The sequence below is a fragment of the Janthinobacterium lyxosi genome (assembly GCF_051380665.1).
Classification (GTDB): domain Bacteria; phylum Pseudomonadota; class Gammaproteobacteria; order Burkholderiales; family Burkholderiaceae_D; genus Janthinobacterium.
The window spans coordinates 44,385-65,084 of the sequence record NZ_JBNYXM010000001.1 but is presented as its reverse complement, the minus strand read 5'-3'; the positions used below and the strand labels follow the sequence as shown (position 1 = coordinate 65,084).

Below are 20,700 nucleotides of genomic sequence, written 5' to 3'. Positions count from 1 at the left end.
TCCATTGCATGCCTGCCATGACCACCGGTCGCCAGCTGCGCCAGCGCGGCTTCACGCTGATCGAATTGCTGGTGGTGATGGTCATTATCGGCGTCACCCTGGGCCTGGTGTCGCTGAACGCCATGCCGAATGGCCAGCAAGCCCTGCAAAAGGAAGCCGAGCGCATCGCGCTGCTGCTGCAACTGGCGCGCGATGAAGCCATCGTGCGCAGCCGGCAGGTGGCGTTCGAAGCTGACGAAAATCAATACCGTTTCCTGGTCCTCAATGAAAAGCTGTGGCAACCCGTGACGCAGGACGATTTGCTGCGCGAGCGCGCGTTTGCGAATACCCCCATGCTGCTCAGCGTGCAGCCGTCGAACAGCGTGGCCCAGCCGCTGCGCATCATCTTCGGCCGCGAACCGGTCGACAAGCCTTTCGTGCTGACCCTGGCCAGCGGCGAGCGCAGCGTGGCCATCCGCGCCGACGGCATCGGCCATTTCACGGTCGAACAATGATGGGCCTCTCCCGACAACGCCGCCAGCGCGGCTTCACTTTGCTCGAAGTATTGGTAGCCCTGGTCATCGTCGGCACGGCCCTGGGCGCCTCGCTGCGCGCCGTGGGCAGCCTGACGCAAAACAGCGACGGCTTGCGCAGCGCCATGATGGCCACCTGGTCGGCGGAAAACCACCTGGTGCGCTTGCGCCTGGCGAAGACTTTCCCGCAGACGGGCAAGCGCACGGTCGACTGCCCGCAAGGCGATTTAAAACTGATTTGCGAGGAGGAAGTGGTGGCCACGCCGAATCCCCGCATCCGGCAAGTGCGCGTCAACGTGTATGACGTGCAATACCCGGCCCGGCGCATCGTGCGCCTGGTCTTGCTGGCGTTCAACGACTGATGGCGCGCCGCAATCACGCCGCCGCCGGTTTCACCTTGATCGAGCTGCTCGTGGCGATCGGCATCCTGGCCATGGTCGCCGTGCTGGGCTGGCGCGGCCTGGACAGCATCATGCGTTCGCGCGAAGTGCTGACCAGCCAGCTGGAGCAGGCGCGCGGCATGCAACTGGCGTTTGCCCAGATGCAGAGCGATTGCGACCACCTGGCCGGTGCCGGCCAGGGCAATACCCTGCTGAATGGCCGCATCAACCTGTCGGCGGAAAATGACCGCCTGACCCTGGTGCGCCTGGCTGCCTCGGAACAGGAGCCGCAGCAGTTGCAAGTGGTCACTTACCGCCTGCGCGGCGGCGTGCTGACGCGGCGCGAGTCGAATGGCACGCGCGACCTGGCCGTGCTCGACACCCTGTGGCAGGCGGCGCGCGACGATACCGATACCTCCAACGCCGACGTGGCCCTGATGCGCGGCGTTGACAGCATGGTCATGCGCGGCTGGAGCAATGGCGCCTGGAACGTGCTGACGGCCGGCGCCACCATCTCCCCGCAAGTGCCCGGCCTGGAAGTGACGCTGCAAATGCCGGGCCAGGACGCGGGCCTGTCCAAAGTCTTTTTATTGGGGCCGGGATGAAGCGCTTTTCGCTCCCCGCGCGCCAGCGCGGCGTGGCCGTCATCACGGCCTTGCTGCTGACGGCGCTGGCCATCACGGTCGTCGCCAGCCTGTTCTGGCAGCAACAGGTGCAGGTGCGCTCGATGGAAAACCAGCGTCTGCGCCTGCAGACGCAGTGGGCCATGCGCGGCATGGTCGACTTCGCCCGTTTCTGGTTGCGCCAGGACAACCCCACGCAGACGGCGCTGGACGGCGTGTGGGCCACGCCCATCGAGGAAGCGCGGCTCGACGATTACGTCGACCGCGAAAAGGTCGACACGGAAAAATTCGATGCCACCGTCTCGGGCCGCGCACTCGATGCGCAGGCGCGGTTTAATATTACCAACCTGGCCACCACGGGCGTCGTCAACCCACCCTACGTGGAGGCGTACCGGCGCTTGCTGGCCAACTTGCAGCTCGATAGTTCCCTGGCGCAGGCCACGGCCGATGCCGTGCTGCGCGCGCGGCCGAAACCGCGTGCCCCCGACAGCGGCACCGATGGCAAGACGCCCGCTGCCCCCGCCGCCACGGGAGGCAGCAGCGAACCGGTGGCGTTCACCCAGGTCGAGGATTTGCTGGCCGTGCCAGGCTATACGCCGCAAGCCATCGAGAAGCTGCGCGACTTCATCATCGTGCTGCCGAAACCGACCGCGGTGAACGTGAATACGGCGTCGGCCGAGGTGCTGTCGGCCATCACGGACATGTCGGTGTCCGAGGCCAGTGCGCTGACCTTGAGCAATCCGCGTAAAAAGTTTGTCGATAGAACAGATTTCCAGAATAATATCAACGGCAAGATGCCGATCGACGGTGTGGAGATTGATGTGAAAAGTCAGTACTTCCTGACCGTCATCCGCGTTCGGCTGGACCGTGCCGCCCTCGATGCCGTGGCGCTCGTCAATCGAAAAACGGATCCGCAGCGCACCACCAGCCTGGTCTGGTTGCGGGAAAATTAACAGCTGAAAGCGAGTCATTTTGACAATATTGTATATCCGTCACCCGGCCAAGGCGTCCACCGACAGCGCGCCTGCCTGCTCCTTCGTGCTGGCCGGCGACGGCGGTGCCCTGTTGCAGCAGGGCAGCGCGCCGCTGGGCAGCCTGGGTCAGCTGATTACCGGCGCGAAGCAGGTGGTATTGCTGCTGGCGGCGGCTGACGTGACGCTGCTGCGCCTGAAAACCCCGCCGCTGGCCGGCGCCCGTCTGCGCGCGGCTTTGCCTGGCCTGGTGGAAGAACATATCCTCGGTGACACTCAGGATTGCCTGCTGGCCGCCGGCGCGCCCGATGCTGCCGGCATGCGCACGGTCGCCGTGGCGCAGCGCGCCTGGGCCGAGGTACTGGTCAAGGCCTTGCTGGCGCAGAGTGCGCGCAAAGTGGCGCTGCTGCCGTCGCAGCTGTGCCTGCCCTTGCAGCCGGGCAGCGTGACGGCCTCCTTGCAGGCGGCCGGCGACGGCCTGGAACTGGCCTTGCGCCAGGCGCCGCAAGAGGGCTTGGGCCTGGTGTTGCCGTCCCAGCCGCAGCAGGCGCTGCTGACGACGCGCGCGTTTGCCGGCGACGTGCCGCTGACGGTGTACGTGGCGCAGGCCGAGCTTGCGCAATATCAACAATTGGCCGCCGGCATGGAAGGCGTGACGCTGGAGCCGGATCACTGGGCGCACTGGATCGCCGGTGCAAAAAATGCGGGACTGGACCTGGCCCCCGCGCTGGGCACGGCCACGGGATCGGCCACCGAATGGCGCCGCTGGCGCTGGCCGCTGCGCCTGGCGCTGCTGGCCGTGATCGTCAACCTGGCCGGCATGAATATCGAATGGATGCGCTTGAAGCGCGAGGCAGCCACCGTGCGCACCTCGATGCAGCAAACCTTCAAGGCCGCGTATCCGAACGAAGCGCCCGTGTATGGGCTGGAAGCGGAGCAGATGCGGCGCAATATCGCTGCTGCCCGCCTGCAAAGCGGGCAAGCCAGCATGGATGACTTCACCAGCATGAGCGCGGCGCTGGGCGAGGCGCTGGGCGGCCTGGCCGGGCGCGGCGTGGTGGCGTCACTGGAATACCGCGAGCGCAGCCTGATCGTCAAGCTGAAGCCGGACATGGTCGACGCCAGCGCCCAGGCGCAGGTGCGCGACGGCCTGGCCGCGCGTAAGCTGGCCCTGAATGAAACGGCGCCCGGCGTGTGGAAGATCACGCCGGCCACGGGAGCAAAAGCATGAGTACAGCCGTAAACAAGATCCGCGCCGCCCTGACGGGGCAGGAGCAGAACCTGCAAACGTTCTGGGCGGAGCGCACGCAGCAGGAGCGCAAGCTGCTGGCCATCGGCGGCGTGGTGGCGGGCTTTGCCCTCGTCTACGCGGTGTTTTTCGAGCCGGCCTGGTCGGGCCGCATCGCCTTGCAAAAGAGCTTGCCCGAGCTGCGCCAGAACGCGGCCCAGTTGCAGGCGCTGGCGCGCGAAGCGGGGGAACTGGCACGCCAGGCGCCCGTGCAGGTCGCTCCCATGAGCCGTGAAAGCATCGATGCCTCCTTGAAAGCGCGCGGCCTGGCGCCGCAATCGTTGTCGCTGACGGGGGAATACGCGCGCGTGCAGCTGAACGGCGTGCCGTTTGCCAGCGTCATGCTGTGGCTGGACGGCTTGCGCCGCGAAGGCCGCGTGGCGGTGCAGGAAGCGAAAATTACGGCGCAGGGCAAGGCGGGGCTGGTCGATGCCAGCCTGACCCTGCACCAGAGCCCGGGCGCGACGCGATGATGCGCTTGCTTGGCTGGCTGCTGGCCATCATCGTCAGCGTCTGCATCACCCTGCTGGTGTTTTTCCCGGCCGGCTGGGTCGCGGGCATCGTGGAAAAGCAGACGGGCGGACGTTTGACCTTGGGCGACGCGCAAGGTACCCTGTGGCGCGGCTCGGCCTTTATCGGCGGGGCGGCCAGCGCGAATGGCGCCGTGACGCCCCTGCTGCCGGGGCGATTCAGCTGGCGCATTTCGCCCTCGGTGTTGTGGGGATCGGCGGACGTGGAATTGCAGAATGCGCAGGCGCTGTCGCAGCCGGTGAACCTGCGCGGCTCCTGGTCGCACTGGCAGGTCAGCCCGGCGGCCCTGCTGCTGCCGGCCGATGGCCTGGGCGGCTTGGGTGCACCATTAAATACCGTGGCGCCGACGGGCAGCATGCGATTGTCGTGGAGCACGCTGGAACTGGCTTTGGCGCAGCGGCAGTTTTCCGCCGTCGGCCGCACCACCTTGCAGATGACGGACATGGCGTCGCGCCTGTCGTCGCTGCGTCCGCTGGGCAGCTACGAGCTTGATTTCGATTGGCAGGGGCAGCAGGCGACGTTGACCTTGCGTTCCATCAAGGGACCGCTGCTGCTCGACGGCAGCGGCAGCCTGCAACAGGGGCGCATGCAGTTTTCCGGCCAGGCCCAGGCCGCAGCAGGATATGAAGAGACCTTGGCGAGTTTGTTGAATTTGCTGGGACAGCGCCGTAGCAATAGCGAAAAAAACATCATCGCCTTAGAGTTCAGACAATGAAAAAACCATCCGTGAGCCCAAATAAATCCACCTTCTCGCTGCGCCGCCTGTCGGCCGCCGCCTTGCTGTGCTGTTCCGTGGCCAGCATGCCGGCACCCGTCTGGGCCGCGCCCGGCGATGAAGCGGCGCTCAATTTCGTCGGCGCCGACATCGAATCGGTGATCAAGGCGGTGGGCCATTACACCAACATCAATTTCGTCATCGACCCGCGCGTCAAGGGCACGATCACGCTGGTGTCGGAAAAATCCATCAGCAAGACACAGGCCTTCGGGCTGCTGGCATCGGCCTTGCGCCTGCAGGGCTATGCGGTGGTTTCCGGCGACGGTTACGCGAAAGTGGTGCCGGAAGCGGACGCCAAGCTGCAATCCGTGCCGACCCAGGTGGGCAACGGCGCCAGCCAGGTGAAGGGCGACCAGATCGCCACCCAGGTGTTTTATTTGAACTACGAATCGTCGGCCAACCTGCTGGCCGTGCTGCGCCCCCTGATTTCGCCGAACAACACGATCAACGCCAATCCGGGCAACAATTCGCTGGTGATCACCGATTACGCGGATAACCTCAAGCGCCTGGCGAAGATCATCGCCGCGCTCGACGTGCCCGCCTCGACGGACCTGGACGTGATCCCCGTGCGCTATGCGATCGCTTCCGACCTGGCCTCGATGGTGAATAAACTGATGGAAGGCGGGAATGCCGGCGCGGGCGCGGGGGCCGACGCGGGCAAGGTCTCCGTGCTGGCCGACCCGCGCACCAATTCGCTGGTGCTGCGCGCACCGTCGGCGGCGCGCGCCAACCTGGCCAAGTCGCTCATCTCGAAGCTGGACCAGCCCACCACGCAGTTGGGTAATGTGCACGTGGTGTACCTGAAGAACGCGGACGCCACCAAGCTGGCGCAGACCCTGCGCTCGGTAGTGACGTCGGACGGCACGGCCGCTTCGGCGCAGCAGGGCACCAGCAACCAGGGCACGAATAACCAGATCAGCCAGAACAACAGCGGCATGAACAGCACAGGCCTGGGAGGCAATACGCAAAGCGGCGGCACGGGCGGCGCTTCGCTGAATAACGGGCCGCAGCAGCTGTCGTCGGGCGGCGCGGCCGGTTTCATCCAGGCCGATGCGTCGACGAATACCCTGATTTTGACCTGCAACGAAGCTGTCTACCGCAACCTGCGCGCCGTGATCGACCAGCTCGATGTGCGCCGCGCCCAGGTCTACATCGAGGCGCTGATCGTCGAAGTGACGTCGGCCAAGGCGTCCGAGTTCGGCGTGCAGTGGCTGGGTCTTTCCGGCGACAGCGGCAGCAACTACCGCGTGGGGGCGCTGCAGTCGTTCGCTTCCGGCACCAGCAACAATATCGGCGCCATCGCCATGGGCAAGGGCAAGGTATTGCCGACGGGCGGCCTGAGCCTGGGCATCTTCAAGCAGATCAACGGCGCGCTGGGCCTGGGCGCCGTGGCGCACGCGCTGGAATCGGACGGCAACGCGAACATCCTGTCGACGCCGAACCTGATCACCCTGGACAATGAACTGGCGACCATCAAGGTGGGCCAGAACGTGCCTATCCTGACGGGCCAGTACACCAGCACGGCCGGCACCAATACCAATCCGTTCCAGACCATCGACCGCAAGGAAGTGGGCCTGACCCTGAAGGTGCGCCCGCAGATTTCCGAAGGCGGCACCATCAAGCTGGGCATCTATCACGAGACGTCGAGCGTGGACAAATCCACGTCGACGGCCGTCAGCGGCATCACCATCAACAACCGCGTGATCGAAAACAATGTGTTGGCCGACGATGGCCAGATCATCGTGCTCGGTGGCTTGATCGAGGACAGCACGGGCGACAATGCGGAGAAAGTGCGCGGCCTGGGCGATATCCCCCTGATCGGCAACCTGTTCAAGTACCAGACGCGTGAGCGCAAGAAAACCAACCTGATGATCTTCCTGCGCCCCGTTATCGTGCGTAACAAGGAGCAGAGCGGCAGCCTGGCGGCCGACCGCTACGACTACATGCGCTCGGCCGAGACGGCCGCCGTGCCGGCCACGGGCAATCTGATGCTGAAAGACCTGGGCACGCCTGTGCTGCCGGCCCTGCAGGATGGCCAGCCGGTGGGCGGCAACATGGTGACGCGCCCCGTGCCGCCGGCACCGACGCCGCCGCCAGGCGCGCCGGCCAATGCGGCCATGCCACCGCAGCCCCTGCTGCAGCAATACCAGCAGCAGCCGCAGTCACAGCAGCAGAAGTGATGGGACAGCCATGAGTAATCTGCTTCCCTACGCCTACGCGCGCGATTTCGGCTTGCTGGCCCGGCCCGGCGCAGTCGATGGCGCCCCCGTCGACGTGCTGGTGGCCGCATCGACCGCGCCGGCGGCCATTGCCGAAGTGTCGCGCCGTTTCGGCCAGATCCAGTTGACGGTCTTGCCGCGCGGCGAACTCGATGCGGCCATCGCCGGCGCCTACGCGGGCGGCGGCGGCGACGCGTCGCAGATGGCCGATGAATTCGACGCCGACCTGGACTTGACCAAGCTGCTGCAGGACGTGCCGGCCATCGAGGATTTGCTCGAATCGTCCGACGACGCGCCCGTCATCCGCATGATCAACGCACTGCTCACGCAGGCGCTGCGCGAAGGCGCTTCCGACATCCACATCGAGCCGTTCGAGCAGACGTCCGTCGTGCGCTTTCGCATCGACGGCAGCCTGCGCGACGTGGTACGTCCCCGCAAGGCCATCCACGGTTCGCTGATTTCGCGCATCAAGATCATGGCGCAGCTCGACATCGCGGAAAAACGTTTGCCGCAGGACGGCCGCATCACCCTGCGCGTGGGCGGCAAACCCGTCGACGTGCGCGTCTCGACCCTGCCCACCGGGCATGGCGAACGGGCCGTATTGCGCTTGCTGGACAAGGAAGCGGGCCGCCTCGACCTGCAGCACCTGGGCATGAGCGCACCCATGCTGAAGCAGTTCGATGGCTTGATCACGCAGCCGCACGGCATCGTGCTCGTCACGGGGCCCACCGGCTCGGGCAAGACCACCACCCTGTACGCGGCGCTGTCGATGCTCAATGCCACCACCACGAACATCCTGACGGTGGAAGACCCGATCGAGTACGACCTGGCCGGCGTGGGCCAGACGCAAGTCAATCCGCGCATCGACATGACATTTGCCAAGGCGTTGCGGGCGATTTTGCGGCAAGATCCCGATGTGATCATGATCGGCGAGATCCGTGACCTGGAAACGGCGCAGATCGCCGTGCAGGCTTCGCTGACGGGCCATCTGGTGCTGGCGACCCTGCATACCAACGATGCGTCGGCGGCCGTCACGCGCCTGCTCGACATGGGCATCGAACCGTTCCTGCTGTCGTCGTCGTTGCTGGGCGTGCTGGCGCAGCGCCTGGTGCGCAAATTGTGCGGCTCCTGCAAGACTTTCGACGGGCAATACTGGCAGGCGGTCGGCTGCGAGCATTGCGGCCAGACGGGCTACCAGGGCCGCGTGGGCGTGTACGAGCTGCTGCGCACGACGGAGCAGATCCGCGCGCAGATCCACAACCGCGCTTCGGAAGCGGACGTGCGCGCCGTCGCCCTGCAGGACGGCATGACGAGCATGCGCGACGACGGCGAACGCTGGCTGCGCGACGGCACCACCACGCAGGCTGAATTGCTGCGCGTGACCAAAGACTAGGCCCGCCACCATGCCCGCATTCCGTTATGAAGCCGTCGATGCCCTGGGCGCCACCCGCAAGGGCGTGCTCAATGCCGACAGTCCCCGTGCCGCGCGCGCCGAGCTGCGCGTGCAAGGCCTGGTGCCGCTGGCCGTCGAGCCGATTTCCGCGCAGGTCGACGCCGCCGGCGTCACCAAGCGGCGCGGCTTCGGCGAGCGCTTGTCGAGCACCGAGCTGGCCCTGTTTACGCGCCAGCTGGCCAGTTTGCTGGAAGCGGGCCTGCCGCTGGAACAGGCGTTTTCCGCCCTGCTGGAACAGGCCGAGCGGCCGTATTTGCGCGACCTGATCGCCTCGATCCGCTCCGAAGTGATCGGTGGCGCCGCGTTTTCCGACGTGCTGGCGCGCCATCCGCGCGATTTCGCGGAAATTTATCGGGCGCTGGTGGCGTCGGGCGAGCAGATCGGCCATTTGTCGCGCGTGCTGTCGCGCCTGGCCGATTACATCGAGCGGCGCAATGCGCTGGTGCAGAAGGTCAAGCTGGCGTTTACCTATCCGGCCATCGTCACGGTGGTGGCGTTTTCCATCGTGATTTTCCTGCTCACCTACGTGGTGCCGCAGATCGTTTCCGTGTTCGCCAATACCAAGCAGAAGTTGCCCATGCTGACGGTGATCATGCTGGCGCTGTCGGACTTCGTGCGCCACTACGGCATCGTGGTGGGCATCGTCCTGATTGGCGCCTGGTTCGCCTGGCGCCGCGCCCTGCAGCAGCCGGCCTTGAAACGGCGCTGGCATACCTGGCTGCTGACGGCACCCTTGTACGGCAAGTTCGAGCGCAGCTTGAACACGGCGCGTTTTGCCAGCACCCTGGCCATCACCACGGGCTCCGGCGTGCCGATCTTGCGCGCGCTCGACACCAGCCGCGATACGCTGACCAATGTGGCGATGCAGGAACTGGTGGAAGAAGCCAGCGGCGCCGTGCGCGAGGGCGTCAGCCTGGCGCGCGCGCTGTCGGCGCAAAAGCATTTTCCGCCCATGCTGATCCACATGATACGCGCCGGCGAAATCACGGGCGAGCTGCCGGCCATGCTGGAACGCGCCGCCAGCGCGCAGGAGCAGGACCTGGAACGCCGCACCCTGACCATTGCCGGCTTGCTGGAGCCGGCCCTGATCCTGGCCATGGGCGTGGTGGTGCTGCTGATCGTGCTGGCCGTGCTGATGCCGATTATCGAAATCAATCAGCTGGTCAAATAAGAGACTCAAGGAAGCCATGAAGCGTTTGCCTCAATTTACAAGTTTGCTCGCCGTCGTGGCGCTGTCCGTGTCGCTGGCCTACTGGGCCATGCAGCTGTTCAAGGCACCGCAACGCCCCATCAATCCACCCGCCGTGCCGGTGGTGCAGGATGCCAGCGTGGAGGCGGGCGCCTCGCTGTTCGGCGGCCAGGTCAGCGTGGCCACGGCCAGCAACTACCAGCTCAAGGGCGTGGTGGCCGCCAGCAATGGCCGCGGCAGCGTGGCCATCATCTCGACCGACGGCAAGCCGTCCGTGGCCCTGCCGGAAGGCGCCGAGGTGGTGCCGGGCGTGACGGTGCTGGAAGTGCATGCGCGCCATGTGCTGCTGCGCGATGGCGGCGTGAGCAAGCGCATCGATCTGGTGGCCGACGACAAGGCGCTGGCCTTGCCGGCGCAAGTGTCTGCCACCCCGGCACCGACCCCTGCGCCCGTCACGAATCTGGTGCCGCCGCCGCTGCCGATGGAGCAGCAGCGTCAGGCGACCATGATGCCGGCGCCGCCGCAGGTGACCACCAGCACGCCGCCGTCGAATTAACGCTGTTCTTATCGTATTTTGCCGATGGCGCCATGCCGCCATCGCTACAGGAGTCTTCATGTTCTCGATCCGTGCCGTCCTGGCGGGCTGCGTGGCGGCGCTGTGCGCCTTGCCGCCAGCTGTCGCAGCCGACGTCCCCGCTGCCACAGCCGCCACTACTTCTACCTCCGTTTCCACCCTTGCCGTCCCCCCGCCTGTACCGGCGCGCCCGCGCATCGCGTTGGTGCTGTCGGGCGGTGGCGCGCGCGGCCTGGCGCATATCGGCGTGCTGAAAGTGCTCAAGGAGCTGCATGTGCCGATCGACATGGTGGTCGGCACCAGTATGGGCGGCGTGGTGGGCGGCGCGTATGCGGCCGGCGCTTCCGTGGCGGACCTGGAAAAGATGGCGCGCGAGACTAACTGGGCGCGCGTGGTGGCCGACCGGCCGCCGCGCGACGAGCTGGCTTTCCGCCGCCGCGAGGAAGATTTATTGCTGCCGTCGCGCATCGAATTTGGCGTGAGCCGCAATGGCATTTCCACGCCGCCGGCCGCGGCCAGCAATGCGGCGCTGGAGATGGCCTTGAACCGTCTGCTGCCGGCCGGCATGCGCGACCGCCCCGCCAGCCAGCTGCCGCTGCCCTTCCGCTCGGTGGCCTCTGACCTGGTGAATGGCGAGCTGGTGGAACTGGTCGACACGCCCCTGTTCCTGTCGATGCGCGCATCGCTGGCCGTGCCGGGCGTGTTTGCGCCCGTGCGCGTGAATAACCGGCTGGTGGTCGATGGGGGCCTGGTGCGCAACCTGCCCGTCGACATGGCGCGCGCCATGGGCGCCGACATCATCATCGCCGTCAACGTGGGCACGCCGCTGGCGCCGGAAAAAGACCTGGGCAGCGCCATCGGCGTGGCGCAGCAGATGCTGCAAATCCTCACGGAGCAGAACGTGCAGCGCTCGCTCAAGGAATTGCAGGCGCAGGATATCCTGGTGGCGCCGGATTTGACGGGCGTGAGTTTCCTCGACTTTGAAAACTATGCGCGTGCCATGCGCGCCGGCGAGCAGGCGGCGCAGGCCTTGGCCGCCCGCCTGGCGCCGCTGGCCCTGCCGCCGGAACAGTATGCGGCGCGCGAGCAGCTGCGCCTGGCCGCGCCGGCCTTGCTGGACGTGGCCTTGCCGCTCACGCGCCTGGCCGTGGAGAGCGAAGGCGACATCAATCCGCGCATCCTGCAGGCGCAATCGGGCCTGGTGGAAGGGCAGGCCGTCAGCCAGGAAGATGTGCTCAAGGCGGCGGCCAGGCTGTATGGCCGCGGCGATGTGGCGCGCGTGGAGACGGACGTGGTCGATGCCGGCGACCAGCGCGCCGTCACCATCAAGGCGGTCGAAGCGCCGTGGGCCAGCAACCGCCTGCGCGTGGGCCTGGAACTGGCCAGCGATTTCAGGGACAGCAATAATTTCGCCCTGAAGCTGCTGCATGCGCGCTCGAACCTGAACAGCTGGGGCGGCGAGTTGCGCACCACGGCGCAGATCGGTAATACGCGCGGCTATGGCGTGCAGTTTTGGCAACCGCTGGGCGCCGGCAACCCGTGGTATATCGCGCCGCAGCTGCAATACACCTCGTCGGCGATGGATTTGTTCGACCAGGGCCGGCGCAGCGCCCGCCTGGCCTATAACGGCCAGACAGCTGCACTGGTGCTGGGACGCCAGTTCGGTACCTGGGGCGATCTGCAGTTCGGCGTCGCTCGTACGGAAGTCAAGGGCAAGCTGGCGATTCCGGCCGACCCTACGCAGCCGGAGTCGCGCGCGCTGGGCACCACGCAGTTCGTGCGATTTCGCGCCGATACGCTCGATTCGCCGGGCTTTCCCACGCGCGGCGTCTTGCTTGAGGCTACCTGGGCGCGCGATACGACCACGGGGGCGGGCGAGGCGGCCCTGGGCCAATCGTCCATCACGGGGTTGAAGGCTTTTGGCCGCGGCAACTGGGCCGGTCACGTGTATGGCGAATGGGCGCGCTCACAGCGTGACGAAGCGCCGCTCAATCTCGGTGGTTTCCTGCGCTTGTCCGGCACGGAATTTGATTCGGTGAGAGGACGCAGTATCGCCTTCGCGCGCTTCGTGATGGCGCGCCGCATCGGTTCCTTGCCCAGCACTCTGGGCGGCGTCGTGCGGGCCGGTTTTTCGCTGGAAATGGGCGGCGGCTTCGACCAAAGCGAGCGCTGGAAAGCCAGCAAGTTCACGCAGGCCAGCAGCGCCTTCATCTCCGTCGATACGCGCTTCGGTCCCGTGTACGTGGCATCGGGCGCGTCGAAGGGCGGCGAAAGCACCTTCTATCTGTTCCTGGGACCGGTCTGGTAAACGGCGCCTGGCGCGGCGGACGAGGCGGCCGCCGTGCTGCGGCGCAGGGCCGTGAAGGCGGCAAATTCCCATGAGCGAAAGCCCAGCAGCAGGGTAAAGCCGTCGCGCTCGGCGGGCGCCAGGCGCCGGTCGTTCTGGTGCAGCCGCGCCAGTTCTTCGGCCAGTTGGCGGATCTTTTGCACCAGTTCTTGCGCGCTCGACAGCGACAGGCGCGCCGGGATGCACATCAGGGTTTCGCCGGCGCCGTCAAAATGCCCGCTGAAATAATCGGCCACCACGTGTTCGCGGAAGTACTGCTGCACCGGGCCGTCGGCCAGCCAGTGGAAGGCGTTCGAGACGCGCAGGCTGTAGCGGTTCAGCGGCTTGAGCTCGATCAAACCCAGCCGGTCCAGTTCGGCCAGGCAGCCGATGCATTCGGCCTGCGTCAGCGCATACGTTTCCACCACCTGCTCGAGGCTCCAGTGGCCCAGGCAGCAGATCGCCACCAGCAGCAAGCGCGGATGCGCCACCAGCGATTTTTCCTGCACCAGGGTGAGCGTGTCGGCATGCGGCGTGATGTCGGCCGCGCCGCGCAGCACGTCTTCCATGGCGATGCCCGAGGCCTTGCAGATCAGGGCCAGGCGCGACAGCGACATGTCGTGCTGGCCAAACATGCGCTTGACGCTCGACTCGCTCATGGCGATGCGTTCGGCCAATACCTTATACGTGATGCCGGCGGCGCGCAATTGGGTGCGCAGCACGCGCAAAACCAGTTCAGGTGAACTCACGAGATATCCTTTTTTACAAGTTTGGTAGCGGATGACGGTACCGAATGTAGCCGTAAATGGCACTTTGCACAAGGTGATAGTACTTCTCGGCAAAAGAGATGACACTCCCGCTTGTGGCTCGCGCAGCGCGCTACAACCAGGCAATCCATCCACTTGTAGAGGTTATCCATGTTCTCCAAATTTCATTTTCCAGCGGCGGTGCTGGCACTGGCCGCCATCGCTCCCCTGCATGCCGCGGCGGCGGAACCGGCAACGGGGCCGTTCTATGCGGGCGCCAGCTATGGCTTTCGCGCCAGTAGCGGCCTCGATTGCGTGCCAGGACAAGGCGATTGCGACAAAAGCAGCAAGCGCAATGGCAAGGCCTACCTGGGTTACAGTTTCGACGCGCTGCCGTTTCAGGGCGGCGTGGCCCTGCCTTCGGTTGAACTGGTGGGGTATTTGGGCGGTGAAGTCAAATCCGGCTTCGACACGGGCGCCGGCAAGCGCGCCGGCCGTGGCAAGTTCACCGGCATCGGCATGCAAGGCGTGCTCGCCTACCAGTTCGATGCCTTCAGCCTGAGCGGACGCGCCGGCGCGGCCTATACGCAGGGCAAGGTCGATTATCTGGGCGGCGGTTCGGACAAGAAGGACAAGATCGGCTTGATCTATGGCGTCGGCGCGGCATATGCGCTGAACAGGAATTGGTCGCTGCACCTCGACTGGGACCGCGTACCTGTGAAGTACAACGACAGGCAAACGACCAAGGTCGACATGTTTTCGCTGGGCGCGTCCTACCGTTTCTGACGGCAGGCGGCCGGCAATGATGGCCTGATGGCGGACGCCCCAAGCAACGGGGTGTCCGCGGGCGGCCTATTTATCCGTTTCTACCTTCAGCAGCAGCTTCGCCAGCAGGCGTTTTTCCTGCTGGCGCTGGCCGGAAACGGTTTTCACGTGCGCGCCGGCGGCGCGCTGCAAGGCGGCCGTGGCGACCGGATTGCGCGGTTTTTGCGAGGGTTCGACGCGGAACTGCATTTTCTGCCGCGTCGCCAATGCCTTGTTTGCCATCGGTTTCCCCTCCCTGACTACAGCACGTAGCGCGACAGGTCCTCGTTGACCGACAGCGCTTCCAGGCGCTCGTTGACATACGCGGCATCGATCAGCAGCAGGTTTTCCGTGCTGCTGCTGCCTTCGCTGGCCGTAAACGACACTTCTTCCAGCAGTTTTTCCATCACTGTGTACAGACGGCGCGCGCCGATGTTTTCCGTGCGCTCATTGACCGAATAGGCGATTTCCGCCAGGCGCGTGATGCCTTCCGGCGCGAATTTCAAGGTCAGGTTTTCCGTCGCCAGCAAGGCTTCGTACTGCATCGTCAGGCAAGCGTCGGTACTGGTCAAAATACGCTCGAAGTCCGAAATCGACAGCGATTCCAGCTCCACGCGGATGGGGAAACGTCCCTGCAGTTCGGGAATCAGGTCCGACGGCTTAGCCAGGTGGAAGGCGCCCGAGGCGATGAACAGGATGTGGTCCGTGCGTATCATGCCGTACTTGGTGTTGACGGTCGTGCCCTCGACCAGTGGCAGCAGGTCGCGCTGCACGCCCGCGCGCGAGACGTCGGCGCCGCCGGACTCCGAGCGCGAAGCGATCTTGTCGATCTCGTCCAAAAAGACGATGCCGTTCTGCTCGACGTTCTGGATGGCCTTCTGTTTCAACTCATCTTCGTTGACCAGCTTGGCCGCTTCTTCCTCGACCAGCAGTTTTAATGCTTCGCGGATCTTGACCTTGCGCGCCTTCTTGCGCTGCCCACCCACGCCCGAGAACATGGACTTGATCTGTTCCGTCATTTCTTCCATGCCCGGTGGCGCCATGATTTCCATCTGCGGGCCAGCCTCGGCCAGCTCGATCTCGATTTCCTTGTCATCGAGCTCGCCCTGGCGCAATCGCTTGCGGAAGGTCTGGCGCGTGCTGTCGCCGCTGCCGCTGCCGCTGTCCACGGCCGCTGGCGTATTCGGCGTGAAGCCGAAGTCGCGTGCCGGCGGTACGAGGATGTCGATGACGCGGTCTTCCGCCGCATCTTCGGCGCGTGCGCGCACTTTTTTCATTTCCAGCGCGCGCGTCTGCTTGATGCCGATGTCGATCAGGTCGCGGATGATGGTGTCGACGTCGCGCCCCACATAGCCCACTTCCGTGAACTTGGTTGCTTCGATCTTGATGAACGGCGCCTCGGCCAGCTTGGCCAGGCGGCGCGCGATTTCCGTCTTGCCGACGCCCGTGGGGCCGATCATGAGGATATTCTTGGGCGTGATTTCATGGCGCAGGGGTTCGGCCACCTGCTGGCGGCGCCAGCGGTTGCGCAGGGCGATGGCGACGGCGCGCTTGGCCTTGGCCTGGCCCACCACGTGCTTGTCGAGTTCGGTGACGATTTCCGACGGGGTCATGTTCATGATCATAATGGCTTTCTATGCTTTGCTCGGGCGCGCTCAGGTTTAGTCCAAGGTCTCGATAATGTGGGACATATTCGTGTAGATGCACAGCTCGGCGGCGATGGTCAGCGATTTCTTGACCACTTCGGCCGGCGACAAGTCCGTGTTTTCCTGCAGCGCCTTGGCGGCCGACTGGGCATAGGTGCCGCCTGAGCCGATGGCGCCGATGCCGTCTTCCGGTTCCAGCACGTCGCCATTGCCCGTGATGACCAGGGTCGACTCGCTGTCGGCCACCAGCAGCATCGCTTCCAGGCGGCGCAGCACGCGGTCGGTGCGCCAGTCCTTGGCCAGTTCGACGGAGGCACGCAGCAGATTGCCCTGGTGTTTTTCCAGCTTGCCTTCAAAACGGTCGAGCAGGGTGAAGGCGTCGGCGGTGCCGCCGGCAAAGCCCACCAGGACCTTGCCCTGATACAACTTACGCACTTTGCGGGCCGTGCCCTTCATGACGATATTGCCCAAAGTTACCTGGCCATCACCGCCCAGGGCGACTTGCTTGCCGCGCCGGACGCAGAGGATGGTGGTGCCGTGAAATTGTTCCATAGTGACCTCAAAAGATTCGTGCCGATGCGTGCAGCGTCATGCGCTTGCGCGCCCATGGTTCAAAAGTGGGGATGGAAAAGGCAATTGCAAGCGGCACTTGCCGCTGCCGTGCTTGCTTCAGTGTAGTCGGCGCGGGACGAAAAAAAAGCACGCAACCGAGGTTGTGTGCTTTTTTTATCGCCCTTGCGGGGCCGCCGGGGCGGCCCCGCAAGGGGCGGGGCGATCAGTCGCCGTACAGCTTTTGCTTCAGTTCACGCCGTTGCTGGGCTTCCAGCGACAGGGTGGCGGTCGGACGGGCGATCAGGCGCGGGATGCCGATAGGCTCGCCCGTTTCTTCGCACCAGCCATAGTCGCCGGCGTCGATGCTGGCGATCGATTGCTGCACTTTCTTCAGCAGTTTGCGCTCGCGGTCGCGCGTGCGCAGTTCCAGCGCATGCTCTTCCTCGATGGTGGCGCGGTCGGCAGGATCCGGTACGAGCACGGTTTCACGCAAGTGTTCCGTGGTTTCGCCGGCGTTTTTCAGCAAGTCTTTTTCGAGCTGCTGCAGGCGCGCCTTGAAGAATGCCAGTTGTGCCGGATTCATGTAGTCATCTTCGCTCATGGCGCGAATTTGATCTTCGCTGATGAGAGGGATGTCTTGGTTGGCGGCCGGGGTCGATTTATTAGTTTTGGTCATAACTTCGCTTACCTTCGATACGACAGAGTTTTCAAATTGATCAGTTGATGCGGCGATACCGAGCAACTGTACAGGTTCCGCTTGGCATTGCTGTCCCGCTGTACTGCGTGCGACCTTGGCTTGCCGGCGAAAGCCAGGACTACCGGCCGGCTAAGGTGCCATGTTGATAACTTTTTACCGCTCTATGCCGGTCGCGCTATGCGCGCGACAACGGGCGTGTTGGGTGGATCGCTTGCATGCCTGGCATGCGGCCAGCGGCAGTTTGCCAGCATTTCATGACAGGCGAACGACATGGGCCGTTTTCGTCGCTGATTTTGGCACGCTTTGCTTTATATTGCCATCCCGATTTGTTGCCTAGCCGATCAGAGACGGCTACTTGTTGGTTTATACCAGCAAGATGGGTGTCGGACAGCGGGAAAGCGTGCTTAACTTTCCCTTTTGTTTCTGCTTTGCAAAGAATACTTTGCAAAACCCGGCTAGTTTATACCAAACATTGTTCGAGTCCGCGAATAAAAATGTCTTTTGGTAGATTCTTGCCAATAAACACCATTTTGCTGCCGCGCACTTCATTCTCGCCCCATTTGGCACCCAGGTCGCTGCCCATCAGTTGGTGCACGCCCTGGAATACCACCTTGCGTTCGGCACCCTGCATCAGCAGCACGCCCTTGTAGCGCAGCATGCGCGGGCCATACACTTGCACCAGACCGCCGAGGAACTCGTCAAGCTTGGCGCTGTCGAACGGTTGCGTGCTCTTGAAAACAAAGGCGGCGATATCGTCGCTGTGCTGCGCATGGTGGTGGTCTACATGGCCGCAATCGGTGGCGCAGGCGTCGCTGTGCTCATGTGCGTGCTCATGCTTGTGTTCATGTGCGTGATCGTGATCGTGCTCGTGCGCTTTGTCGTGGTCGTGGACGTGCGCCGTTTCCGTGGCCAGGAAATCCGGGTCCAGTTCCAGCTTTTCATTCAGGTTGAAACCGCGGATGTCGAGCACTTCTGCCAGCGGCGCGCGGCCGAAATCGACCTTGGCGATGGGGGCGCGGGGATTGATGCGCTTCAGGCGGCGCGTCAGGGTGGTCACGTCCTCTTCACTGACGAGGTCGGTTTTCGACAGCAGCAACTTGTCGGCAAAGCCCACTTGCCGCTGGGCTTCCTCGTATTCATCGAGTTGCTTCATCGCATGGCGGGCATCGACCACCGTGATAATGGCGTCGAGCATGTAGTGGCTGCCCACTTCTTCATCGACAAAAAAGGTTTGCGCCACGGGGCCGGGATTGGCCAGGCCCGTTGTTTCGATGACGACGCGGTCGAACGCCAGCAAGCCGGCGTCGCGCTTGCGCGCCAGTTCCGTCAAGCCCACGATCAGGTCGCCGCGCACGGTACAGCAGATGCAGCCGTTGTTCATCTCGATGATGTGTTCGTTGCTATCTTGCACCAGGATTTCATTATCGATGTTTTCCTGGCCAAATTCGTTTTCGATCACGGCGATGCGCATGCCATGGTCTTCCTGCAGTATGCGGTTGAGCAAGGTGGTTTTGCCTGCACCCAGGAAACCGGTGAGGATGGTGGTTGGAATCAGTGCCATGAAGGATGCCTATGCTGTAATCGGTGGTGCCGCCGCGCAAGCGGAAGAATGCGGACGATTATGCCGGAATTTTGCAAAAGCTTGCAAATGCGCGCCCATCCGCTTGATATGGATCAGGCTGGTCTACTGGCGCGGTTGCCTACTTGAGCTTGGCGCGCGGGTGCGCCTCGTCATACACGTGCGCCAGATGCTGGAAATCGAGGGCCGTGTAGACCTGGGTCGAGGTGATGCTGGAATGGCCCAGCATTTCCTGCACGGCGCGCAAGTCGCCCGACGATTGCAGCACGTGCGAGGCAAATGAGTGGCGCAGCACGTGCGGGTGCACGTTGGCGGGAATCCCGGTGGCCAGCGCGTGCGCCTTCAGGCGCAGCTGCAGTACGCGCGGTGAGATGCGCGTGCCGCGCGTGCTAAGAAACAGGGCGGCGCTGCCATCCCTGGCGGGCGGGCGCACGGCCAGCCAGCTGGCCAGCGCGACGAGGGCTGCCTTGCCGACGGGCACCTTGCGCATCTTGCTGCCCTTGCCCGTGACGATGACTTCGAAGCTGGCCATGTCAAGCCAGCCCAGCGAGGCAGGCTGACCGTCCTCGGCCTTGCAGTAATGGGTGTCCAGGCTGGTCAGTTCGGACACGCGCAAGCCGCTCGAATACAACAGCTCGAACATGGCGCGGTTGCACAGCTGCTCCGGCTCGGCGCTACCCTGCTGGTGTTGCGCGGGCGCCACGAGTCGCACGGCATCGTCCACCGACAGGGCTTTCGGTAATGTTTTGGCCCGCTTGGGGGCGCGGATGCCGTCGACAGGGTTGGCGTCGAGCTTGGTCTCGCCACTGAGCCAGTTGAAAAAGCCTCGCCACGACGACAGCTTGCGGGCGATCGAACGCGGGTCGAGGCCGCCGCTGTGCAGCTTGGCCGTGTAGCGGCGTATTTCGTTGTGGGCCAGCGCGGTCCAGGGCGTATTGCCGCTCAGTTCCAGCAAGGCGCGCAAGTCGCGCCCGTAGGCATCCAGCGTATGCGGCGACAGCTTGCGCTGCGTGGCCAGCTGCGCCAGATAGGCGTCGAGCCAATCGGCCTTGCCGCGCGCCTGGTCCATGGCTGACTCAGGCAGGTGAGCCGGCGCGCAGCGCGGCCAGGGCGGCGCTGGCCGTAGCGCCAATGTGCACGAGGAAGTCCGTGCCCATGCTGGACGTAAAGCGTTCGCTGTCGGGCGAACCGAGCACCAGCAAGCCGAAGGTGCCCGTGGTGCCGGGGGCGCGCAGGGCGATCATGACGGTCGATTCGATCTTGTCGGCCTGCAACCAATGCACGGCTTCGAAATCGCGGTTGCTGCCGCAGTACGGCGCTTGCAAGCTGTTGGCGAACATGCGCACGTCGGCCGTGACATCTTCCGTGAACCAGCCGTTGGCGTGTTCCGGCAGCACTTGCCACAGGCGCAGGCTGACATAGGGCACGTCGAAATTGCTTTGCAATGCATCGACCAGCACGCGCGGCATGGCCGCATCGCTGCGCACTTGCAGCATGGCCTGGTTCCAGCCGTGGAACTTGCTGGCGATGTCGCCATTTTCCTCGGCCAGGCGGCTCAGCTTGGACATGCGCAGTTCGAGCGCCTTGTACTTGTCACGCATCACTTCCATTTGCCGCTCCTGCAGCGAGATGGTGCGTCCCGTCAGCGGGCTGCTCAGCTTGACCTCGCCGAGCAGGGCGGTATGCTCTTCGAAGAAATTCGGGTGCTCGCTCAGGTACTGGGCGACGGTGCTGGAATCGAGTGTGGCGGTCATTGAGAATGTCTGTCAGTGAAGGATGAACACTTCATTCTAACCGAGAGTGCGGCGGCATAGGCGCAAAGGGCAGGACGCCGA

21 protein-coding genes are annotated in these 20,700 nt (G+C 64.4%); 13 read left to right on the top strand and 8 right to left on the bottom strand.

Features of this window, described 5'->3' with window-relative positions; all coding sequences use genetic code 11:
* The first annotated feature begins 8 nt into the window (after positions 1-8).
* The 12 genes from gspH to ACQ4WP_RS00245 are packed head-to-tail and all read left to right on the top strand — an operon-like array spanning position 9 to position 12,823.
* On the top strand, positions 9-494 hold the full coding sequence (gspH, locus tag ACQ4WP_RS00300; protein ID WP_436518131.1) for a type II secretion system minor pseudopilin GspH: 486 nt from the start codon (positions 9-11) through the stop codon (positions 492-494).
* Positions 491-874 (top strand): type II secretion system minor pseudopilin GspI, encoded by a 384-nt coding sequence (gene gspI / locus ACQ4WP_RS00295; protein WP_436518130.1) that lies wholly within the window; start codon positions 491-493, stop codon positions 872-874. Before gspH ends, gspI begins: the two co-directional genes overlap by 4 nt.
* Complete coding sequence (locus ACQ4WP_RS00290; protein ID WP_436518129.1) at positions 874-1,497, top strand: type II secretion system protein GspJ; 624 nt, start codon at positions 874-876, stop codon at positions 1,495-1,497. Before gspI ends, ACQ4WP_RS00290 begins: the two co-directional genes overlap by 1 nt.
* Positions 1,494-2,468, top strand: a complete 975-nt coding sequence (gene gspK, locus ACQ4WP_RS00285) for a type II secretion system minor pseudopilin GspK (RefSeq protein WP_436518128.1) — start codon at positions 1,494-1,496, stop codon at positions 2,466-2,468. The genes ACQ4WP_RS00290 and gspK overlap by 4 nt, the downstream gene beginning before the upstream one ends.
* Before the next feature lie 19 nt (positions 2,469-2,487).
* Positions 2,488-3,717, top strand: a complete 1,230-nt coding sequence (gspL, locus tag ACQ4WP_RS00280; protein WP_436518127.1) for a type II secretion system protein GspL — start codon at positions 2,488-2,490, stop codon at positions 3,715-3,717.
* On the top strand, positions 3,714-4,247 hold the full coding sequence (locus tag ACQ4WP_RS00275; RefSeq protein ID WP_436518126.1) for a type II secretion system protein M: 534 nt from the start codon (positions 3,714-3,716) through the stop codon (positions 4,245-4,247). Before gspL ends, ACQ4WP_RS00275 begins: the two co-directional genes overlap by 4 nt.
* Positions 4,244-5,020 (top strand): type II secretion system protein N, encoded by a 777-nt coding sequence (locus tag ACQ4WP_RS00270; protein WP_436518125.1) that lies wholly within the window; start codon positions 4,244-4,246, stop codon positions 5,018-5,020. The genes ACQ4WP_RS00275 and ACQ4WP_RS00270 overlap by 4 nt, the downstream gene beginning before the upstream one ends.
* Positions 5,017-7,260 (top strand): type II secretion system secretin GspD, encoded by a 2,244-nt coding sequence (gene gspD / locus ACQ4WP_RS00265; RefSeq protein ID WP_436518124.1) that lies wholly within the window; start codon positions 5,017-5,019, stop codon positions 7,258-7,260. Before ACQ4WP_RS00270 ends, gspD begins: the two co-directional genes overlap by 4 nt.
* A 10-nt stretch (positions 7,261-7,270) precedes the next feature.
* Positions 7,271-8,692, top strand: a complete 1,422-nt coding sequence (gspE, locus tag ACQ4WP_RS00260; protein ID WP_436518123.1) for a type II secretion system ATPase GspE — start codon at positions 7,271-7,273, stop codon at positions 8,690-8,692.
* Positions 8,693-8,702: 10 nt separating this feature from the next.
* Positions 8,703-9,923, top strand: coding sequence for a type II secretion system inner membrane protein GspF (gene gspF, locus ACQ4WP_RS00255; RefSeq protein ID WP_436518122.1), 1,221 nt, complete (start codon positions 8,703-8,705; stop codon positions 9,921-9,923).
* A gap of 16 nt (positions 9,924-9,939) precedes the next feature.
* Complete coding sequence (locus ACQ4WP_RS00250) at positions 9,940-10,497, top strand: type II secretion system protein N (protein ID WP_436518121.1); 558 nt, start codon at positions 9,940-9,942, stop codon at positions 10,495-10,497.
* Positions 10,498-10,555: 58 nt separating this feature from the next.
* Positions 10,556-12,823, top strand: coding sequence for a patatin-like phospholipase family protein (locus tag ACQ4WP_RS00245; protein WP_436518120.1), 2,268 nt, complete (start codon positions 10,556-10,558; stop codon positions 12,821-12,823).
* On the opposite strand, the gene ACQ4WP_RS00240 is transcribed toward ACQ4WP_RS00245, so the two are convergent.
* Positions 12,796-13,590, bottom strand: a complete 795-nt coding sequence (locus tag ACQ4WP_RS00240) for a helix-turn-helix domain-containing protein (protein ID WP_436518119.1) — start codon at positions 13,588-13,590, stop codon at positions 12,796-12,798. The genes ACQ4WP_RS00245 and ACQ4WP_RS00240 overlap by 28 nt on opposite strands.
* Before the next feature lie 168 nt (positions 13,591-13,758).
* Between ACQ4WP_RS00240 and ACQ4WP_RS00235 the strand changes: the two genes are divergently transcribed.
* On the top strand, positions 13,759-14,373 hold the full coding sequence (locus ACQ4WP_RS00235) for an outer membrane protein (RefSeq protein ID WP_436518118.1): 615 nt from the start codon (positions 13,759-13,761) through the stop codon (positions 14,371-14,373).
* A gap of 66 nt (positions 14,374-14,439) precedes the next feature.
* On the opposite strand, the gene ACQ4WP_RS00230 is transcribed toward ACQ4WP_RS00235, so the two are convergent.
* The 7 genes from ACQ4WP_RS00230 to ACQ4WP_RS00200 all read right to left on the bottom strand — a co-directional run bounded on the left by ACQ4WP_RS00230 (position 14,440) and on the right by ACQ4WP_RS00200 (position 20,619).
* The gene (locus tag ACQ4WP_RS00230) at positions 14,440-14,634 is read right to left on the bottom strand and encodes a hypothetical protein (protein WP_034753063.1); all 195 of its coding nucleotides are present in this window, start codon (positions 14,632-14,634) and stop codon (positions 14,440-14,442) included.
* A gap of 17 nt (positions 14,635-14,651) precedes the next feature.
* Positions 14,652-16,010 (bottom strand): ATP-dependent protease ATPase subunit HslU, encoded by a 1,359-nt coding sequence (gene hslU, locus ACQ4WP_RS00225; protein WP_436518117.1) that lies wholly within the window; start codon positions 16,008-16,010, stop codon positions 14,652-14,654.
* Positions 16,011-16,052: 42 nt separating this feature from the next.
* Positions 16,053-16,589, bottom strand: a complete 537-nt coding sequence (hslV, locus tag ACQ4WP_RS00220) for an ATP-dependent protease subunit HslV (protein WP_010394217.1) — start codon at positions 16,587-16,589, stop codon at positions 16,053-16,055.
* Between the two features lie 223 nt (positions 16,590-16,812).
* Entirely contained in the window at positions 16,813-17,265 is a 453-nt protein-coding gene (dksA, locus tag ACQ4WP_RS00215; protein ID WP_034753066.1) for an RNA polymerase-binding protein DksA, read from the bottom strand.
* 481 nt (positions 17,266-17,746) lie between these two features.
* Entirely contained in the window at positions 17,747-18,847 is a 1,101-nt protein-coding gene (locus ACQ4WP_RS00210) for a CobW family GTP-binding protein (protein WP_436518116.1), read from the bottom strand.
* 139 nt (positions 18,848-18,986) lie between these two features.
* Positions 18,987-19,934 carry a tyrosine recombinase XerC gene (locus ACQ4WP_RS00205; protein ID WP_436518115.1) on the bottom strand — a complete coding sequence of 316 codons (948 nt, stop codon included), beginning with the start codon at positions 19,932-19,934 and terminating at the stop codon, positions 18,987-18,989.
* A gap of 7 nt (positions 19,935-19,941) precedes the next feature.
* A complete protein-coding gene (locus ACQ4WP_RS00200; RefSeq protein ID WP_436518114.1) occupies positions 19,942-20,619 on the bottom strand; it encodes a DUF484 family protein in 678 nt (225 codons plus the stop codon).
* Between the last annotated feature and the right edge of the window lie 81 nt (positions 20,620-20,700).

Coding starts and splice junctions, on each gene's coding strand:
- gspH (WP_436518131.1), top strand. CDS start 9: ATGCCTGCCATGACCACCGGTCGCCAGCTGCGCCAGCGCGGCTTCACG.
- gspI (WP_436518130.1), top strand. CDS start 491: ATGATGGGCCTCTCCCGACAACGCCGCCAGCGCGGCTTCACTTTGCTC.
- ACQ4WP_RS00290 (WP_436518129.1), top strand. CDS start 874: ATGGCGCGCCGCAATCACGCCGCCGCCGGTTTCACCTTGATCGAGCTG.
- gspK (WP_436518128.1), top strand. CDS start 1,494: ATGAAGCGCTTTTCGCTCCCCGCGCGCCAGCGCGGCGTGGCCGTCATC.
- ACQ4WP_RS00275 (WP_436518126.1), top strand. CDS start 3,714: ATGAGTACAGCCGTAAACAAGATCCGCGCCGCCCTGACGGGGCAGGAG.
- ACQ4WP_RS00270 (WP_436518125.1), top strand. CDS start 4,244: ATGATGCGCTTGCTTGGCTGGCTGCTGGCCATCATCGTCAGCGTCTGC.
- gspD (WP_436518124.1), top strand. CDS start 5,017: ATGAAAAAACCATCCGTGAGCCCAAATAAATCCACCTTCTCGCTGCGC.
- gspE (WP_436518123.1), top strand. CDS start 7,271: ATGAGTAATCTGCTTCCCTACGCCTACGCGCGCGATTTCGGCTTGCTG.
- gspF (WP_436518122.1), top strand. CDS start 8,703: ATGCCCGCATTCCGTTATGAAGCCGTCGATGCCCTGGGCGCCACCCGC.
- ACQ4WP_RS00250 (WP_436518121.1), top strand. CDS start 9,940: ATGAAGCGTTTGCCTCAATTTACAAGTTTGCTCGCCGTCGTGGCGCTG.
- ACQ4WP_RS00245 (WP_436518120.1), top strand. CDS start 10,556: ATGTTCTCGATCCGTGCCGTCCTGGCGGGCTGCGTGGCGGCGCTGTGC.
- ACQ4WP_RS00235 (WP_436518118.1), top strand. CDS start 13,759: ATGTTCTCCAAATTTCATTTTCCAGCGGCGGTGCTGGCACTGGCCGCC.
- ACQ4WP_RS00230 (WP_034753063.1), bottom strand. CDS start 14,634: ATGGCAAACAAGGCATTGGCGACGCGGCAGAAAATGCAGTTCCGCGTC.
- hslU (WP_436518117.1), bottom strand. CDS start 16,010: ATGAACATGACCCCGTCGGAAATCGTCACCGAACTCGACAAGCACGTG.
- hslV (WP_010394217.1), bottom strand. CDS start 16,589: ATGGAACAATTTCACGGCACCACCATCCTCTGCGTCCGGCGCGGCAAG.
- dksA (WP_034753066.1), bottom strand. CDS start 17,265: ATGACCAAAACTAATAAATCGACCCCGGCCGCCAACCAAGACATCCCT.
- ACQ4WP_RS00210 (WP_436518116.1), bottom strand. CDS start 18,847: ATGGCACTGATTCCAACCACCATCCTCACCGGTTTCCTGGGTGCAGGC.
- ACQ4WP_RS00205 (WP_436518115.1), bottom strand. CDS start 19,934: ATGGACCAGGCGCGCGGCAAGGCCGATTGGCTCGACGCCTATCTGGCG.
- ACQ4WP_RS00200 (WP_436518114.1), bottom strand. CDS start 20,619: ATGACCGCCACACTCGATTCCAGCACCGTCGCCCAGTACCTGAGCGAG.